The sequence below is a fragment of the Pseudomonas sp. GW821-FHT09D08 genome, assembly GCF_059416305.1.
This window is the reverse complement of record NZ_JBWKOX010000002.1, coordinates 608592-625664: the sequence shown is the minus strand read 5'-3', so window position 1 is coordinate 625664 and position 17073 is coordinate 608592. Positions and strand designations below refer to the sequence as shown.

Annotated in this window: 19 protein-coding genes and 1 tRNA gene; 12 read left to right on the top strand and 8 right to left on the bottom strand. The window is 59.5% G+C overall.

All coding sequences use genetic code 11. The features are described 5' to 3' along the window. Positions 1 to 241 precede the first annotated feature (241 nt). A complete protein-coding gene (locus tag AC07OP_RS05950; protein ID WP_495101068.1) occupies positions 242 to 1249 on the top strand; it encodes a helix-turn-helix domain-containing protein in 1008 nt (335 codons plus the stop codon). A 303-nt stretch (positions 1250 to 1552) separates the two neighbouring features. Here the strand turns inward: AC07OP_RS05950 and AC07OP_RS05945 are convergent, their stop codons facing one another. From AC07OP_RS05945 to AC07OP_RS05915, 7 genes are all read right to left on the bottom strand, one after another. Then, complete coding sequence (locus AC07OP_RS05945; RefSeq protein ID WP_495101069.1) at positions 1553 to 2230, bottom strand: energy-coupling factor ABC transporter permease; 678 nt, start codon at positions 2228 to 2230, stop codon at positions 1553 to 1555. A gap of 68 nt (positions 2231 to 2298) precedes the next feature. After that, a complete protein-coding gene (locus tag AC07OP_RS05940) occupies positions 2299 to 2739 on the bottom strand; it encodes a nitrile hydratase accessory protein (protein WP_146478128.1) in 441 nt (146 codons plus the stop codon). Next, positions 2736 to 3389 carry a nitrile hydratase subunit beta gene (nthB, locus tag AC07OP_RS05935; RefSeq protein WP_065924014.1) on the bottom strand — a complete coding sequence of 218 codons (654 nt, stop codon included), beginning with the start codon at positions 3387 to 3389 and terminating at the stop codon, positions 2736 to 2738. The genes AC07OP_RS05940 and nthB overlap by 4 nt, the downstream gene beginning before the upstream one ends. A gap of 20 nt (positions 3390 to 3409) precedes the next feature. Next, a complete protein-coding gene (nthA, locus tag AC07OP_RS05930) occupies positions 3410 to 4042 on the bottom strand; it encodes a nitrile hydratase subunit alpha (RefSeq protein ID WP_115486706.1) in 633 nt (210 codons plus the stop codon). Between the two features lie 91 nt (positions 4043 to 4133). After that, the gene (locus AC07OP_RS05925) at positions 4134 to 4622 is read right to left on the bottom strand and encodes a group I truncated hemoglobin (protein ID WP_495101070.1); all 489 of its coding nucleotides are present in this window, start codon (positions 4620 to 4622) and stop codon (positions 4134 to 4136) included. Between the two features lie 713 nt (positions 4623 to 5335). Further along, a tRNA-Met gene (locus AC07OP_RS05920) sits at positions 5336 to 5412 on the bottom strand. Between the two features lie 361 nt (positions 5413 to 5773). Then, positions 5774 to 6325 carry an RNA polymerase sigma factor gene (locus tag AC07OP_RS05915; RefSeq protein ID WP_027606911.1) on the bottom strand — a complete coding sequence of 184 codons (552 nt, stop codon included), beginning with the start codon at positions 6323 to 6325 and terminating at the stop codon, positions 5774 to 5776. Positions 6326 to 6587: 262 nt separating this feature from the next. Between AC07OP_RS05915 and AC07OP_RS05910 the strand changes: the two genes are divergently transcribed. The 11 genes from AC07OP_RS05910 to sctU are packed head-to-tail and all read left to right on the top strand — an operon-like array spanning position 6588 to position 16722. Next, complete coding sequence (locus AC07OP_RS05910; RefSeq protein ID WP_495101071.1) at positions 6588 to 7649, top strand: TyeA family type III secretion system gatekeeper subunit; 1062 nt, start codon at positions 6588 to 6590, stop codon at positions 7647 to 7649. Next, positions 7646 to 9739, top strand: a complete 2094-nt coding sequence (gene sctV / locus AC07OP_RS05905; RefSeq protein WP_115486558.1) for a type III secretion system export apparatus subunit SctV — start codon at positions 7646 to 7648, stop codon at positions 9737 to 9739. The genes AC07OP_RS05910 and sctV overlap by 4 nt, the downstream gene beginning before the upstream one ends. A gap of 34 nt (positions 9740 to 9773) precedes the next feature. Next, positions 9774 to 10673 carry an FHA domain-containing protein gene (locus AC07OP_RS05900; RefSeq protein ID WP_141157854.1) on the top strand — a complete coding sequence of 300 codons (900 nt, stop codon included), beginning with the start codon at positions 9774 to 9776 and terminating at the stop codon, positions 10671 to 10673. Next, positions 10670 to 12028 (top strand): FliI/YscN family ATPase, encoded by a 1359-nt coding sequence (locus AC07OP_RS05895; protein WP_115486559.1) that lies wholly within the window; start codon positions 10670 to 10672, stop codon positions 12026 to 12028. The genes AC07OP_RS05900 and AC07OP_RS05895 overlap by 4 nt, the downstream gene beginning before the upstream one ends. After that, the gene (sctO, locus tag AC07OP_RS05890) at positions 12015 to 12443 is read left to right on the top strand and encodes a type III secretion system stalk subunit SctO (RefSeq protein ID WP_141156689.1); all 429 of its coding nucleotides are present in this window, start codon (positions 12015 to 12017) and stop codon (positions 12441 to 12443) included. Before AC07OP_RS05895 ends, sctO begins: the two co-directional genes overlap by 14 nt. Continuing rightward, entirely contained in the window at positions 12440 to 12898 is a 459-nt protein-coding gene (locus AC07OP_RS05885; protein ID WP_495101072.1) for a type III secretion system HrpP C-terminal domain-containing protein, read from the top strand. The genes sctO and AC07OP_RS05885 overlap by 4 nt, the downstream gene beginning before the upstream one ends. Beyond that, positions 12895 to 13908, top strand: a complete 1014-nt coding sequence (locus AC07OP_RS05880; RefSeq protein ID WP_115486562.1) for a FliM/FliN family flagellar motor switch protein — start codon at positions 12895 to 12897, stop codon at positions 13906 to 13908. The genes AC07OP_RS05885 and AC07OP_RS05880 overlap by 4 nt, the downstream gene beginning before the upstream one ends. Beyond that, positions 13905 to 14558, top strand: coding sequence for a type III secretion system export apparatus subunit SctR (sctR, locus tag AC07OP_RS05875; protein ID WP_115486563.1), 654 nt, complete (start codon positions 13905 to 13907; stop codon positions 14556 to 14558). The genes AC07OP_RS05880 and sctR overlap by 4 nt, the downstream gene beginning before the upstream one ends. 7 nt (positions 14559 to 14565) lie before the next feature. Next, positions 14566 to 14829, top strand: a complete 264-nt coding sequence (gene sctS, locus AC07OP_RS05870) for a type III secretion system export apparatus subunit SctS (protein ID WP_065938437.1) — start codon at positions 14566 to 14568, stop codon at positions 14827 to 14829. 10 nt (positions 14830 to 14839) lie between these two features. Next, a complete protein-coding gene (sctT, locus tag AC07OP_RS05865; RefSeq protein ID WP_115486564.1) occupies positions 14840 to 15628 on the top strand; it encodes a type III secretion system export apparatus subunit SctT in 789 nt (262 codons plus the stop codon). Then, positions 15625 to 16722 (top strand): type III secretion system export apparatus subunit SctU, encoded by a 1098-nt coding sequence (sctU, locus tag AC07OP_RS05860; RefSeq protein ID WP_495101073.1) that lies wholly within the window; start codon positions 15625 to 15627, stop codon positions 16720 to 16722. The genes sctT and sctU overlap by 4 nt, the downstream gene beginning before the upstream one ends. On the opposite strand, the gene AC07OP_RS05855 is transcribed toward sctU, so the two are convergent. Next, positions 16723 to 17073, bottom strand: coding sequence for a transcriptional regulator (locus AC07OP_RS05855; RefSeq protein WP_141156693.1), 351 nt, complete (start codon positions 17071 to 17073; stop codon positions 16723 to 16725).

The window sequence follows — 17073 nt, the reverse complement described above, 5'->3', positions numbered from 1 at the left end:
GACGCATTCGCATTCCCGCCGTGCACAGCGCAGGCACAAACGAAAATGCCGTGCCAGGGTGCCTGCAAGCCCATCAACCGACGACTTGCCTTTGCGTGCAAGACCAGTTGACGATCTGTGCAACAGGAGGACCAAATGACACGTCTGAGCGGCCCGCCATACCGTGACATTGGCTCAGAAGTCAGTCGCTGGCTTGCGCTCGCGATGATTGTCTTTTGCGCCACTGAGGGGTGACCGCAGGATGCAAATCTGGACTACCGAGGCGTGCGTGCAGCGCGAAAGATTCAGCTACTGGCGTGAGGTCCTCTGCGAAGCCTTCGTTTCGCTCAATCCCATCCTCAAGCAAGAGCCTGCAGGATTGGACTTCACGGGCGAGGTGAGCTCCCGGCCCCTCTCCATGAGCGCGCAGACCCGCGTGTTTTCCCGGGCGCAGTTCGTCCAACGACGCTGGGATGAAATCCGCCGCAACCCGGTCGAGTTCTGCTTCGCGAACTTCCAGTTGGAAGGGTCATGCGTGGTACGTCAGGATGGGCAGGAGACACTGGTGTTGCCCGGTGACTTCTCCGTCGTGGACTCCACGCGTCCCTACTTTCTCGATTTCAGGGAAGATTGGCGCGTGCTGTCATTCCGTATACCCAGGGAGCAACTGGTGTCCAGGCTCGCGGCACCGCGCCAGGCGACAGCGCGCTGCGTCAGTGGACAAGCGGGACTTGGATTGGTCGCGGCTCGCTTCGCTCGCTCACTTGAACAGATGGACGCCAGCGTCGGCCTACAGGCGCAGCACGGGCTCAGCGCCGCGCTCAACGGTGTCATCGCCGTCGCGCTGGGCGCCACGCTGGAGGCGCAGGAACAGGACCGGGTGCCGGTGCGGACAGCCTTCCGCCAGGCGGTCGAAACCTATATAGCCGATCATTTATCTGAACCCGGGCTCGGGCCGGACCTGCTTGCGGCGCGATTCAAGGTCTCGCGCCGGACACTCTATGGCCTGTTCGAGGAAGAGCCATTTTCCGTCAGTGGCCTGATCCGGGAGCTGCGCTTGCGGCACAGCGCGCGCGATCTCTGCAGTTCCGGCCATCCTGGCGTGCTCGCCGTAGCGCTGCGCTGGGGATTTAACGATGCCTCGCATTTCTCCCGGTTGTTCAAGCAGCGGTTCGGGATCTCCCCACGCGGACTCGCAGCCAGCGTCGAAGGTGAAGCCAAACCAGGAACGAACAGTTGTGGATCGGTCCAGGATCTTCTGATCAGGTGAAGACAAGGTTCAGGAACTACAAAGGCGATCAAGGTGCGAGGTGCCGGGATGGGATGGGATGGGATGCGGCGCAGGGTGACCCGCGGTCATCTGTTGGTAGTCCCCGTTCATCACGGCGCGTTTCGCCATGAATATGGAGCCAGCGGTACTCCCCGGATTGACTTGCGGGGGCTATTTCTGAAAAACATCAACTACCTCCGGTTTTGCTCATGAGGTGTTGAGGTCGTTCTCGCTCTTGATGCCCCGAGCATTGCGGTCTTCGAATGCCCGGGGACACTCTGGCTTGGACTGGCGTCTGTCGACTCAGGCGGCCTGATACAGACGGCGCTCGACCAGCCGGCTGTTACGCAGGCAATGCGTTGCCTTGGCACCGGCCAGCACGGCCAGGTCCAACAGCGGTTCGAGGATGACGACGGTCATGTAGGCACTGCCGAAGGTCAGGACCGACAGTGCGTTCTCTGCCGTGAAGCCCTTCCCGTAGAAGGCCCAGAAGGCAACCCAGGCGACGATGCCTGACTGGAAGGCCGTCGACAGGCCCAGTGCCTGGCGATAGCCCAGATCAACATAGGGCGTGTTTGGCGCGATGATACGCCGCGCCAGGGCAGCAACTGCCAACAACGGTACCAAAAGGGTGGTGACATTCATGCCGTACTGCGGCAGGTCGAATGGGGCGAAGAACAGACCCTGGATTAACAGCCCCAAAGCGAGACCTACTGCGGCAGGTGCTGCACCGAACAACAGGAACAGCGTCGAGCCGAGTATGAGATGCACCTCCGAGACGCCAACCGGATGATGCGGTAGCAGTTCAAAGAAGCCAAACACCAGCGCCGTGGCGGCGGCGGCGCGAACTACCAGCGAGACGGCACCGCGTTCGCCAATGGCGTCCGCAACGAGTTTGACGGTGTAGGTGCCGACGGTTGCGGCGGTAACATAGCTCAGCCAGAGTTTTCCGGCTTCCACGAGGCCAGGTTCGATATGCATGACGATGACTCCTTGGCCGCCTCTGCGGCTTGCTAGGTAAAAAAGGACAACAAGAAACTGCTCCGCCCTCAGTGAGAGGCTCGGCTGATCGCCACGGGCTCGCGATGCGGCAGATGCTCACCGGTGTGCCCGTGGGCCGGTGGACAACTTGCATTGAGCAAAACCACGGGTTGTCCATGGGGAGTATTCAGGTAGGCCTGCCTCCATTCCTCGCCCCGTTGGACGATGTCCTCCATCCCGGTCAGGCCGAGGGTGGTGACCATTCTTTCCATGGCCGTGATCCATTGCCGGTAATAGGCGTCATTGACGCTTTCTCCGGGTTGCGCCGGGGCAGCCTTGATCTCTTCGCTGAATACCTGCACCCAGTCCTTCCAGGGGAACACGCCGGCTTGGTGCAAGTGCACCAGCAGGGAAAAAGCCTGAGCCTGCCAAGGCTTGTCGAACACCGGGCCTTCATCGTCGAGAGGGAGGCCGACGGCCTTGTAGTCGTGGTGCATGCTCGTGTTCATACGGCCTCCAGGTAGTTGTCCCATAGGTCGATGCACACACTGTCCGGTCGCCGTACTCCCCACAATTCCTCGGCACTGAAGCGTACGGCATAGACCTGCTGCGGCTGTTCGCCCAAACCATGGGCCATCGTGTCCGGGGTAGCGAACGCGCCATGCGCGATCACGATTGTGCCGACCTTACCGCGCGCGTAGCGTGGCAGCCGGGTGTGATTGGTTGGGTTGAGGCACTTCGTCCGCACCCGGTCACCGACTCGGAATTGGCCGGGGACATCTTCTTTTGCCCGCGACGAGGCGCCGCCGAGCACGACGGCGTCGACGATGTCCGGAGTTAACACCGTGACGGGCTGTGTCGGTGGGGTTGGTTTGGCCGTACCCTGCAGTTCGGCAGCGCTGATGACGCCCTTTTCTGTCAGCAGGGTCTCGAAGGCGTGCAGCCAGTGCTCGTAGTAGCTCGACTGCAGGTATTCGGCCGGCTTCATGCGTTCGATGGCGTGGCGGAATTCGTCGACGTTGAAGTACCCGCCGACGAAGAGCGAGGCGAAGAGCGGAAAAACCCTGCGCTCCCAATCATGATGGAAGATGGGTTCGTGCTCTTCCGTGAGCACTGGGCCGAAACCATGCATGCCGCCCAGGTCGTGTATACCATTCATGGGTTTTCTCCTTTTCAGGTTCAGGCTACTTGATCCGGATTCTTAGGCAGTCCGGTACCGATCATGGCGTCGCGAGTCACGAGTTCGACCAGTTGTTCCTCGTTCCAGCCATCAGTACCCGCCGGACGTTCCGGCAATACCAGATAGCGCAACTCAGCGCTGCTGTCCCAGACGCGAACTTCCTTGTCATCAGGAATCGTCAGACCGAACTCCGCCAGCACGCCGCGCGGGTCAATGACTATCCTCGAGCGATAAGGTGCGGATTTGTACCAGACCGGTGGCAGGCCCAGGGTCGGCCACGGGTAGCAGGAGCACAGTGTGCATACCGTCACGTTGTGCACGGTCTGGCTGTTCTCCACGACCACCATGTCTTCACCCTGAACACCAGAAAAGCCCAACTCGGCGATGGCTGCAGTGCCATCTTCCAGCAGCCTGTGTTTGTACAGAGGGTCGAACCAGGCTTTCGCTATGACCTGGGCGCCGTTTCTCGGGCCGACCTTGTGTTGGTAGGTGTCCACCAAAGCATCCATGGCTACGGGATCGACCAGGCCCTTTTCCGTCAGCAGGGACTCGAGCGCTTTGACGCGTAGCGCTATGGTCTCCGGTGGCTCAGTGTGGTCGTGATCGTGATGATGTTCGTGCGTATGACTCATGTCTTTGCCCCCTCTGAAGTTGGTGAAATCGCTCCCTGCATTACTCGACGAGTGCAGCAATACCCGTATCCGGCGCCAGCTTTTTCACAGGTTACTTTCCTCGTTTCGGCCAAATTACCCCAACGCTTTTCATTCCCTTGGCGGGGTCCATTTCGGGGTGTGCGAGTACTACGTCGCGGTAGGAGGGGCTACCAATCACGGCGGGTTTAAACTTGATCAGAAAGTCATTGACCTCTTTGCGCAGGTCCGGTGCCAGATCGTAGTCGTTGTAGCATTCCTCAAGACAATCGAGCACGGCTTGCCAGTGCACCTCGGTAAGACCCATTCCGCGATGCGCGGTGACCATGTCCCTGCCCCGGTATTTGGCGCTGCCACCCCAGTGTTCAGAAAGGAAATCGACAAAGTTGATGTGTTCCTTCTGGAATGTTGATTCGGACATGTGGGCCCAGATATGGCCGATAGCGGGATGTCCCATGGTCTTCCTCAAAACTGCACCTGCGAACTGATAAATGACGTCGTAGCCCCCAAGACGCGTATAGAGGGAGGGCTGTTGTTCCACGGATGGTTGCTGGTCGGTCATGATGCGGTTTCTCCGTTTCGGCTGGGGACGATCTGATTCGCTCAATGTCGTGTTCCGCACGGTTGATAAAGGGCGCGAGAACGTGGGACGAATACAAAATTAGAGCTGCTGTCGAGCGCACGCTTTGCTGGCAAGGACAATCGTTTGGTCTAGACGGACAACGGCTTAGGAAAACCGTGCTTGCAGCCGACGCAGAATGCTGACATCGGAACTGGTCCTGCGGCCATGGGGGGAGATATGGTCCGTGACTGGGGTTCCTTTATTTCTGTCTTGACCGGACGGTTCGCTGTTCTAGATCGCCGTGGACGTTGGTGTTTTACGATTGCTCCCATTCCATCGGCGTTGCAGCACCAAGGTCCCGAGTTGCAGCAGGTAAGTGGCAAACTCTTCGGGTGCCATGTCCCATCTGTGTAAAAACCAGGATGAATCGGATAGTCGCTGCTGTTCTCGTAGATGCATGAGACACCTCGTCATTTGTGTTTTTAGGGACACGGCGTGGAGTGAACATTATCTAGGGGAGATGAAGTGTGCTTGGCTCGAATGGACAACCGTTTGGTTAAAAAGGACAGGTATAGATGTCCGGCATACCCGTGGGCAGCGATGGTGCGGGGGGGGGATAGGCAGAGGTAAACGGCCAGACACAAGAAAGCCCGCACTAGGCGGGCTTCTTGAGGTGATTCATAGACTGCTGTAGACATCTATGGATCGGTACTTGGTGGCTACACAGGGACTTGAACCCCGGACCCCAGCATTATGAATGCTATGCTCTAACCAACTGAGCTATGTAGCCAAGTGGCGCGCATTATTCGCGTAGAACGGGAATGCGTCAAGCATTTATTTTGAATTTTTATCTACGCTTTCAATTGTTTATCGGAAACGCGCGAGTTGGGCGACGAGTGGTTGATGATTCGCTACTTCTATGAAGGGCCCCCCCAGGCGCCAGGCAATCCCTCGGCTGCTGGGCAAAGCAGCTCGTTGATCCTGCTTGCAACGGGACTGATCGCTCAAGGGGCTTGGGGCGGATGTTCGGTTTTGGCGGGATCGGTGCGATGCTGTCAGGGTGATTGGTGATCTTCCTGGCACGTACGAAAAAGGTCTGATTCGGTTGGGCAGATATCCCTTTCGCCCAACGCTTGGCCAGTCAGCCGGTTTTACGATTGGAACGGGTTCTGGGTGGTGCGCTTGAGCTGTTCGCGTGCTCGCGACAGGCGTGAGCGAACGGTGCCGATAGGGATGTCCAATACATCGGCGGTGTCCTGGTAGCTGCCGTCGGTTTCCAGCGAAGCGTACATCGTCCTGCGCATTTCCGTCGGCAGGTGGTCAATGGCGCTCAGGGTGTTCTCCAGGCGGCGGTTGATCTCAAACTCCCAATCCAGGTTGTTGTTTTCTTCCTGTCCATGCCACAACGATTCATCAAATTCGCAATGCACGGGTTTGGCATACATGCGCCTGAAGTGATTGCGAATCAGGTTCTGTGCGATGCCGCACATCCAGGTACTGAGCGAGGCGTTACCGCAGAAACGCTCGCGGTTGCGCCAGGCTTCCAGGTAGGTCAGTTGCAGAAGATCATCCGCATCTTCCGGGTTGAGTACGCGCTTGTGAATGAAGCGCCTGAGTTTTTTCTGCTGGTCGTCTGTCAGGTGATGCATGAATTGAGGCGAGCTGCCAACGAGGTGAGCTAAAGCTTCAATGGGAAGATTCATGTTTTTTTTCCTTAGGGTAGACGCAGTCGAGCGGGTGTCGACAGGTCCCTTTAGCACTCCCTGTGCCAAGCGGAAAAAATTCGTAACTTTATGATTTATATGTATAAATATTTTGAATTGATGCGTTTTTGTGCAGTGATTTGCACGGAGCACTGAAGGCTTTTGCAAGTTTTTTCAAATTCGTATTGAGAAAGGATTTTGATGGAACTGCATGGGCAGCCGTTGCCACACAGGGAAACACTCTTCCTGTACTGGCGTGTCCATGAAAGTCGAATCCAACAACGATGTGCAAACAATCCGCCCCCTGGATCAGACGGCTATCAGTCATGCCTCAGTTCCCGCACCCCCGAAGGCAGATGAGCTTGCACATCTGTTCGGCCAGGAGGTGGAGCTCAACAGCCGAGCGCTGAGCGGCCGGCAGATGACGTTGCGCGTGCCCCCCGTCGAGCACTATGCGCAACTTTATGATCAGCTAGGCCATCCGGCCAAGAAGACGCTGGCTTACCTTTCAATGCTCTTCAGGCGGCAATTGCAGAACAAACCTACTGTCGAAAAATTGCTGACGCTTGCGGAGGGGGACCCGGCGCGCGCGTTCGTGGTGCTCAAGCATGTGATGGCCAAGACAGGCAGCGAGGTCCGTCAGTCCGATCGTACGTCGGCGCACGATGTTATTGCCGAGCTTGAAGACCGTTTCAAAGGGGAGATCCGGGCAGGCCTGAACACTGCCTTGGCCTTGCAGTCGGTTGGGGTTGACTCGAAGGAGTGCCAGGCATTGCGTTTGCTCTACTACGCCAATGTGGTCACGCGCCAGTCCCTGTCTACGATGATGCAGGCTTTGCTGGGTGTATACGGTGGTGAGCAGTTCCACGTCGGGCTCCAGGTGATGAGTAAGGCGTTGGCGGATGACCTTATGGCCAAGGTGTCGTCAACGCCCAAGCCTCTGTTGCACACTTTGCTGCAGGGCCTGCGAGACTGCGGGCGGTTGAGCTCCGTGTTGGCTGGGTGCAATGAGTTGATCGGGCGCTTGGGCATCGAACATGACGCGGTAGGCTTGTTGCAGCGTCTGCTGGCTTACGCCGGCGGTGGCATTGAGGCTGCTGAGGCCCTGCGACTGGCGAATGATCTGGGAGGGGTCTCATCCCTCCGGCAACTGTTAGCCCTCCAGGCGATTTACCCGTTGTTCAAGCAGTTGCCCTTGGCCTTGTGGTCTGACAATCAAGTACGACGGGATACCTTGGCTCGGCTTGTGACGGTGGTGGATGAACTGGACCGGCATATGCGCGGACCTACACGACATGCCGGTGAGCCGAGGACCATGACGTGACCGCTCTGTCGGCCATCAACCGTGTATTGCTCAAAGTGGCACAACGCGCCGAAGTGTTGGGCGCCGTGGTGGTCATGGCCATCGTATTCATCTTCATTGTGCCGCTGCCCACCTGGCTGGTGGACATTTTGATCGCCCTCAATATCTGCATTTCGTGCCTGTTGATCGTGCTAGCGCTCTACCTGCCGGGCCCCCTGGCGTTTTCGTCGTTTCCGTCGATCCTGTTGTTGACCACCATGTTTCGACTGGCCCTATCGATTGCAACCACGCGTCTGATCCTGCTGGAGCAGGATGCGGGTGACATCGTCGAGGCCTTCGGTAATTTTGTGGTAGGGGGCAACCTGGCAGTGGGGATGGTGATTTTCCTGATCCTGACCCTGGTTAACTTCCTGGTGATCACCAAGGGGTCGGAACGGGTCGCCGAGGTCGCGGCGCGGTTCAGCCTGGACGCGATGCCGGGCAAGCAGATGTCCATCGACAGTGACTTGCGTGCCGGTCTGATTGACGGCACACAAGCGCGGGACAAGCGCGAGCAGTTGTCCCGTGAGAGCCAGTTGTTCGGCGCGATGGATGGGGCCATGAAGTTCGTCAAGGGCGACGCTATCGCGGGGTTGATCATCGTCGTGGTCAACCTGTTGGGCGGCTTCTCTACGGGCATGTTCCAGCACGGCTTGAGCGCTGCTGAATCAATGACGTTGTATTCGGTGCTGACTATCGGCGATGGCCTGATTGCACAGATTCCGGCGCTGCTGATCTCTCTGACCGCCGGCATGATCATCACCCGCGTGGCGCCGGAGGGGCGTAAGGGCATCAGTAACATGGGTGCCGAAATTGCCCGGCAAATGACCAGCGAGCCCAAGAGCTGGGTCATCGCTTCGGTGGGCATGCTCGCGTTTGCCATAGTGCCCGGTATGCCGACCGGGGTATTTATCCTTATTTCGCTGATAACCGGCAGCCTGGGGTATTACCTGATGCGCCAGCGTCAGCGACAGGCAGAGCCCGCGGCCGCAGTTGCCGAAGCCGTGCGTCCCGAAGAAAACGGAAAAGAGGACTTGCGCGGGTTTGATCCGTCGCGCCCTTACCTGTTGCTGTTCCCCCCGGTTTTGCGTGGGACGCCTGAGGTGACGGAGCTTATTCATGGGATTCGTCAGGCCCGAAATGCACTGGTTGCCAATATCGGTCTGACCCTGCCGCCCTTCGAAGTCGAACTCGATGACTCGCTGGCCGCCGACGAAATGCGTTTTTGTGTGCATGAAGTGCCGATGGTCAAGGCCTCGGTTGTCAACTATCTGGCCGTTGAACGTAACGCCTTGACGGTCGAACCTGAGCACGGAATACCCGGGCTGACTGAGCGTGATGAACAGGACTGGGTCTGGCTGGCACCGGATGATCCATTGCTCGATGACCCGCAATTGGAACGCTTTACCGCGACCAGTCTGATCATCGAACGCATGAAGCAGGCCATGATGCTCAGCGGACCGCAGTTCCTGGGGATCCAGGAGAGCAAGTCGATCCTCAGCTGGCTGGAGCACAACCAGCCGGAACTGGTGCAGGAACTGCAACGAATCATGCCGCTGTCGCGGTTTTCGTCAGTATTGCAACGCCTGGCCGGTGAAGGCGTGCCGCTGCGCGCCGTGCGGTTGATTGTCGAATCGCTGATCGAGTATGGCCAGCATGAGCGTGAGCCGGAAGCATTGGCCGACTACGCGCGTATTGCGCTCAAGGCGCAGATTTTCCATCAATACAGCGAGGCCGACGGCCTGCATGCCTGGCTGCTGTCACCGCACTCTGAAAACATCCTGCGTGAGGCATTGCGCCAGACCCAGACCGGGGTGTTTTTCGCGCTTGACGACGACCACAGCGCCGCGTTGATCACCCTGCTTAACCAGGCCTTTGCCTTAAGGGCCAAGAGCAAGAGTGTGCTGTTGGTGGCGCAGGACTTGCGTAGTCCCTTGCGTACCTTGCTGGTGGAAGAGTTCAACCATGTTCCGGTGCTGTCGTTTGCCGAGTTGGGGAGCACCTCCAAGGTCAAAGTGCTGGGGCGCATTGACCTTGGCCAGGACGAGCTGATGCGTGGTGCAGTGGCATGAGTATTCGGCCATGACCAGCGTGGAGGCCTCGCTGATGTTTGAGTTAAGGGTGCTTGACGGGCTGCGCCAGGGCGCTGCGTTGCCGTTGTTTGGGGAGCAGTGGAGCATTGGCGCTCACGCAGACGCCGACCTGATGTTGAACGACCCGGGCGTCGTCGAGCAGCATGCGCGCCTGCGGCTTATTGACTCCAACTGGTTGGTGCAGGCCGAGGCTGGGCTGTTGCGAGACCCCGAAGGCCAGGTACTGGCGCAGATCGCCAAGCTGGAACTGAATGTGCCGTTTTCAGTGGGAGGGGTGCGTCTGTGCGTCACCTTGGCCGAGGAGCCTTGGCCCCAACCCGCAGCCCCTGTGACGGTAGCGCCGCCGCCGGCCCATGAGCCTGCGCAAGCGATGAAGTTATCGTCAATCTCGCAGTCGCAACAAAAGCGCCTGATCAGCCTGGTGTTGGTGGTGACGGCAATCCTCGTGGCCGTGGGCACGGTCTCTACAGGGGAGCGTGAGGCGCAGGCTTCGCTGATGCCGCCCGTGGTTCAGAAACAGGAGCTGGCTTCGCCTTTTGAAGTACGCCAGCAGCTGTTGAAGATGCTCAGCGAACGTGAGTTGAGTCAGCGGGTCACCTTGCAAGTGATCAATGGCCAGGTGGCGCTCAGCGGAGATGTTTCCCAGGACGACGTGGAGCTGGTAGCGCGCATGCTCAGCCGTTTTGGTGAGCAATTCGACAGCTCGGTACCGGTGATCAGCCGTGTGCGTGCGCGCGACGGCACACTGCCATTTAGGATTGTGCAGATCGTCGGCGGGCCGAACGGTCACGTGGTCCTGGAAGAGGGCGGCCGACTGTTTGTGGGCGACGAAGTGGAAGGGCTGCGATTGGTGCTGATCGACAACAGCAAGGTGGTCTTCGACGGCGCGCAGCGTTACGAGGTGCGCTGGTGAGTGCGGATTTGCAAGCGCGTCTTGAAGCCTGGCAGCAGCGCCAGTCCCAGTCATTGAGCAACTTTGCTCCGGTGACGATGCGTGGCCGAATCCAGCGCGTCAACGGCATGCTGCTGCAGTGCCGGCTACCCCAGGCGCGTATCGGCGATTTGTGCCAGGTGGAAAAAAGTCCGGGCGACTACATGCTCGCCGAGATCATCGGCTTCGATCAGCAGGATGCGGTGCTCAGCGCCTTGGGTAATTTGGAAGGCGTGCGGGTAGGCGCTGGAGTGGAGCGCCTTGGGGTATCGCATCGAGTCCAGGTCAGCGAGGCCCTGTTGGGCCAGGTGTTGGATGGCTTCGGACGGCCGATTACGGGGCAGGGCGTGAGTGCGTTTGTCGAGGCTGACTTACCGGATACCAGTGCCGTGTTGTGTGAAGCGCCGCTGCCCACCGAGCGGCCGAGGATTAACCGTGCACTGGCCACCGGCGTGCGTTCGATCGATGGCCTGATGACGATTGGCGAGGGGCAGCGAGTAGGCCTGTTCGCCGGGGCCGGTTGTGGCAAGACCACCTTGCTGGCCGAGATCGCGCGTAACGTCGAGTGCGATGTCATCGTATTCGGGCTGATCGGCGAGCGGGGGCGGGAGCTGCGTGAGTTTCTCGACCATGAGCTCGATGACCAGTTGCGCGCCAAGGCGGTCCTGGTGTGCGCCACCTCCGATCGCTCCAGCATGGAGCGCGCCCGAGCTGCGTTCACGGCCACGGCATTGGCCGAAGGGTTTCGGCGCAAGGGGCAGCGGGTATTGCTGCTGATTGACTCCTTGACCCGTTTCGCCCGGGCCCAGCGTGAGATCGGCCTGGCTGCCGGCGAACCCCTGGGGCGCGGAGGTTTGCCCCCTTCGGTATACAGCCTGCTGCCACGACTGGTGGAGCGTGCCGGGTTGACGCGTGACGGTGTGATCACCGCGATCTATACGGTGCTGATTGAGCAGGACTCCATGAACGATCCGGTGGCCGATGAAGTTCGCTCGCTGCTCGATGGGCATATCGTGCTGTCCCGCAAGCTTGCCGAGCGTGGGCACTACCCGGCGGTGGATGTGTTGGCAAGCCTTTCACGGATCTTGAGCAACGTCGCAGAGCCGGAAGACATCCAGGCGGGTACGGCATTGCGACGGTTGTTGTCGGCGTACCAACAGATCGAGCTGATGCTCAAGCTGGGGGAGTATCAACCCGGCAGCGATGCCTTGACCGATCTGGCGGTGGACAGCCGTCAGGCGGTCGACGGGTTCCTGCGTCAGGACCTGCGTGAGCCTACGCCGATGTTGACGACGCTGGAGCAACTTAAGGAGCTGACCGCCCATGTCCCATTCTGATGTGCTTCTCGGCGAGGTCGAGACGTTGCGGCGCCTGCGCAGGCACAGGGCTGACCGCGCCGAGCGCGCCCTGCGTGAGGCCAAGCGCGCCCAGCAGGCCCTGCTCGTGGATATCCAGCAGGCTAAGGATGTGCTTGAGCAGACTCGGCAGGAGGAGGCTCGGCAAAGTGCTGAATTGCTCAGTCAGCATCAGGGGCAGGTGCTGAGCCTGAAGGCCTTGAAATCCTGGGGCGCACAGGAACGAACGTTATCTGCCAGTACCCGGCGGGACCAAGGCCAGCTGGCGCAATTACAAGGCCAGCAAGACGAAAAGGAAAGCCGCGTCGGGAGTGCTCAGAAACACGTCACCGCGTGTCTGCGGCAGGTGGAGAAGCTTCAGGAGTTATCCCTTCTTCTGGCCCAGGAGCCGACATGACCCAGGTTTCAAACAAACCCGTTGAGCGCCCACGTCCGCGTGAGGTGCGCGAGGAGCGGGAGCCGGGCGCTACGGGCGTAGTGTCTTGGGAACAAGGGCGACTGTTCGCTCAACTGTTTGCCGATAACGATGAAGGCACTGGATCGGGAGCTTCCTTATCGGGAATCAAGGCGTCGACCGGTGCCTCCATGGTCGAGGCCCTTACCGAGCAATTAGCTCCTCGCGTACAGGCTGGTTCCCAGTGGCCGCTGCAGGCGGTGTTGTACTTGCCTCGGCTGGGGCGGATCAATGCCAGCGTTCGCCGTGAACAGAGTGCCTGGAGCATTGAACTGGAAGCGGAACATGACGCCACGGCGCGTTGGCTCAGCGGCGTGCGGCAACAGTGTGAGGACCGGTTCTCGGCAGTGCTGGGGTTGCCGGTCAACCTGCTTGTGCCTAGTACCGGCTGCGCATGAAAGTGCCGCACTTGACCTTTCCCTTGATCAAGAGCGACACGGTTGCCGCACGCCGTCGACTGGGGCGCGGCTTGCGCCTGGCGTTTCAGGTCGCCGGCGAGGACGGCGAGCTGCGGCTGGAACCTGGACGGGCACCAGCAGGTGCCGAGGCGTTCTGCTTCGAAACCGTGTGTGGTGTCCTGGCGCTCGCGGAAGCGGGGCCGTTGCTCAGCCTGCTGGGCGAATGCCCGGTGACATTGGCCCCGTCCGGCAACGATCCGGAGTCCTGGTTCTGGGCTTTGTTCCAGCATCACCTGAGCCCGCAGGTGAGTGCGTTATTGGGGGATATCCGATTGCTGGAGACCGACCGGCCCAAGGGGTTTGGTTGCCGGCTCAGCGTAACCCTCGGGGCGTCGCGGGTTGTGGGCTATCTGTGGCTGGCCCCTGAAACGTTCCTGGCGTTGTGCGACGCCGGGCCATGGCACGCCACTGCCGGGCCGATGCCGGCGCGGTTCCAATTGGCAATTGCCGTGACCCTTGGGCGTTTGCAGTTACCGATTGCACAGGCTCGTAGCCTGCGTACCGGTGATGTGCTGGTGCTTGAACAGACCTTTTTTCAAGCCGAGGGCAGCGGCTACATACAGGTTGGCAAACAGCGGCTGCATGGCTGCATTGACGATGCCACTGGCGCTTTGTGCCTGACCCTTACTTCTATCGAGGACACGTCCATGGACGAAGATTTTGCAGCGCCCCATTATTCGGAATACGAGGAAGGGGAGCCCGTGGAGGATGTATTTGGCCATGAGCCGTTCGATGAGTTGAGCATGGCGCTGAATGTGCGCTGCGGAACGCTGAACCTTACGCTGGGTGAACTGCGCAATCTCGCACCCGGCTCGGTGCTGGGTATCGCCGGTTACGCCCCCGGTATGGCGGGCCTTTATTATGGTGACCGCCCCATCGGCCAGGGACAGTTGGTGGAAGTCGACGGGCGCCTGGGGTTGCAGTTATCTCGTGTGCTGTTCGGCCGATGATACTCCAAGGGCTCGACCCCCTCGTTCTCGCGCTTTTTCTTGGGGCACTGACGTTGATGCCCCTGCTGTTGGTCATCTGCACATCGTTTTTGAAAATCGTGATTGTGCTGATGATTACCCGAAATGCCATCGGCGTTCAGCAGGTGCCGCCCAGCATGGCAATCAATGGCATAGCGTTGGCAGCGACGTTGTTCATCATGGCGCCGGTGGGTTACGAGATCGCCGAGAGCGTCAAGGCTTCGCCCCTGGACATGAGCAATGTGCAAACGGTACTGCAGACGGGTGGAGAGGCCATCAAGCCGTTGCGTGCCTTCATGCTGCGAAACGTGGATCCGGATGTGCTGACACATCTGCTGGAAAATACCGCGCGGCTGTGGCCCGCACAGATGGCGCAGGAGGTGCAGCGCGAGGATCTGATCCTGCTGATTCCGGCCTTCGTGCTGTCGCAGTTGCAGGCAGGGTTCGAGATCGGCTTCCTGATCTACATTCCCTTCATCGTGATCGACCTGATTGTCTCCAACCTGCTGCTGGCGCTGGGCATGCAGATGGTCTCGCCGATGACCATTTCCCTGCCGCTCAAACTGCTGTTGTTCGTGCTGGTGTCCGGCTGGTCGCGGCTGCTCGACAGCCTGTTCCTCTCCTATCTCTGAGTGGCTTATGGAACCGATCGTGCTGTTCAAACAGGGCATGTTGCTGGTGGTGGTGTTGTCGGCGCCACCGTTGATCGTGGCGGTGGTGGTGGGTGTGCTGACATCCCTGGTGCAGGCACTGATGCAGATACAGGACCAGACGCTGCCCTTTGGCATCAAGCTGGTGGCGGTGGGTATCACGCTGATCATGACAGGGCGCTGGATTGGCGTGGAGTTGATCCAATTGATCAACCTCACCTTCGAGATGATCGGCCGCTCGGCCCTGAACTGAGGTCTCGCCTGTGCTGCTCTATCTCGAATTCCTGCCCAGCCTCTTGATCGGCATGGCGCGTATCTACCCCTGTGCCATCCTGGTGGCGGCGTTTTGTTTTCAACACATACGCGGCATGCTTCGGCACACCATTGTGATGGTGATGGCATTGCTGCCCGCGCCGGGTATCCATGCGGCGCTGGAGGGCCAGGACTACTCCGCGCTCATGCTCGGTGCGTTGGTACTCAAGGAGGTGGCGCTGGGGTTGTTGCTGGGAGTGTTGCTGGCGATGCCGTTCTGGATGTTCGAGGCGGTGGGGGCGCTGCTGGATAACCAGCGCGGTGCGCTTGCCGGTGGTCAGCTCAATCCTTCACTGGGGCCGGATGCCACGCCCATCGGGCACTTGTTCAAGCAACTGGCGATTTTTCTGCTGATGGTCAGCCTGGGGTTGGGCGCGTTGACCCAGGTGATCTGGGACAGCTACCTGATCTGGCCCCCCACCGTGTGGTTTCCGCTGCCTGCGCCTAATGGCATGAGTGTATTTGTCGGCCTGCTGGGCGATACCTTCACGCACATGATGCTGTATGCCGCGCCTTTCATTGCGGTGCTGTTGTTGCTGGAGTTCGGTATTGCGCTGCTGGGGGTCTACAGCCAGCAATTGCAGGTGAGTACGCTGGCGCCGCCGGTCAAGAGCCTGGCAGGTATTGGTATTGTGCTGTTGTACTTTGCCCTGCTGCAGGACCTGATCGTCGGGCGCATGCTCCAGTTGGGCGACCTGAAACACTCGCTGGGGCTTCTCTTCAAGGCTTCATTGCCATGAGTGACTCGGGGGAGAAAAAGCACCCGGCCTCAGCCAAGAAACTGCGCGACCAGCGCAAGAAGGGCCAGGTCGCCCAGAGTCAGGACGTCCCCAAGTTACTGGTACTCACGGCTATCAGTGAGATCGCCCTGTTAACCGCCGAGACCAGCCTTCAGCGCTTCCAGCAATTGATGGTGTTGCCGATGTCGCGCTTGAGCCAGCCGTTTGTACGCGCGTTGGAAGAGGTGCTGGTTGAAGGGCTGGTCATGTTTGCTTCGTTTGCCCTGTTGATGGTCGGAGTGGCGATCACGACGAAGCTGATCAGCAGTTGGATGCAATTCGGGTTGCTGTTCGCCCCGGAAGCGCTGAAGCTCGATTTCAATCGCCTCAACCCGGTCAGCCAGCTCAAGCAGATGTTCTCTGCCCAGTCGGTGATGAATCTGTTGATGAGCATCGCCAAGGCGTTACTTATCGGCCTGATTGTGTACCTGGTGGTCTGGCCTTCGCTGGGGGTATTGATCAACTTGGCAAACAGCGATCTGCAAAGTTACCTGCTGGCGCTGATCGCCCTGTTCCGTCATCTGCTGCACGCCTGCCTTGGGTTGCTGCTGGTGCTGGCCCTGATTGACCTGGCCTTGCAGAAGTACTTCTTCGCCAAACGCATGCGCATGACCCAGGTCGAGGTCGTCAAGGAGTACAAGGACATGGAAGGCGACCCCCATGTGAAAGGCCAGCGCCGCTCGTTGGCGTACCAACTGGCCCAGGAGGAGCCGAAGGTCAAGCTGCCCAAACTGGAGGAGGCCGATATGTTGGTGGTCAACCCGACGCACTTTGCGGTCGCCTTGTACTACCGGCCCGGTAAGACGCCGCTGCCGTTACTGATCAGCAAAGGCACCGACGCCTTGGCCCGCACGTTGATCGTACGAGCCAAGGCCGCTGAGGTGCCGGTGATCCAGTGTGTGTGGCTGGCCCGCACGCTGTATACGAAACAGCTCGGTGCAAGCATTCCTCGCGAAACCTTGCAGGCCGTTGCGCTGATCTACCGCACCTTGCGCGAGCTGGATGACGAAGCCAAGCGCGAAACCCTGGAGTTGCCGGAGCTTGAGCGGCGTTGATCAGCGACTGGAAGATGCGTCCAGGGCACCGAGGTTGGCCAGCGATAACATCCGGCTGAGAGTCTTGTCCAGCGTGTTACGCGCTGCCGGCAGCGCGTGCCAGATCACCAGGGCGTACTGGGCATCGAGGTAGATGAAAAAGCCATCGTATAACGACGCGTATTCAAAGCGTCGCTCCAGTACCCATTGCAGTTGCCCGGTTTGCTGCGCTTCACGGGCGATATGCAAGGCCATCCCCCGCTGATTGCCGCCTTGCAGCGCACACACCTTGATGCCGGGAGCGAGCGGCAGGTGAGCGGCAGCGCCGCTCACCAGACTGTCCAGAAACACCTGGCGTTGTGCGTCGGGCAT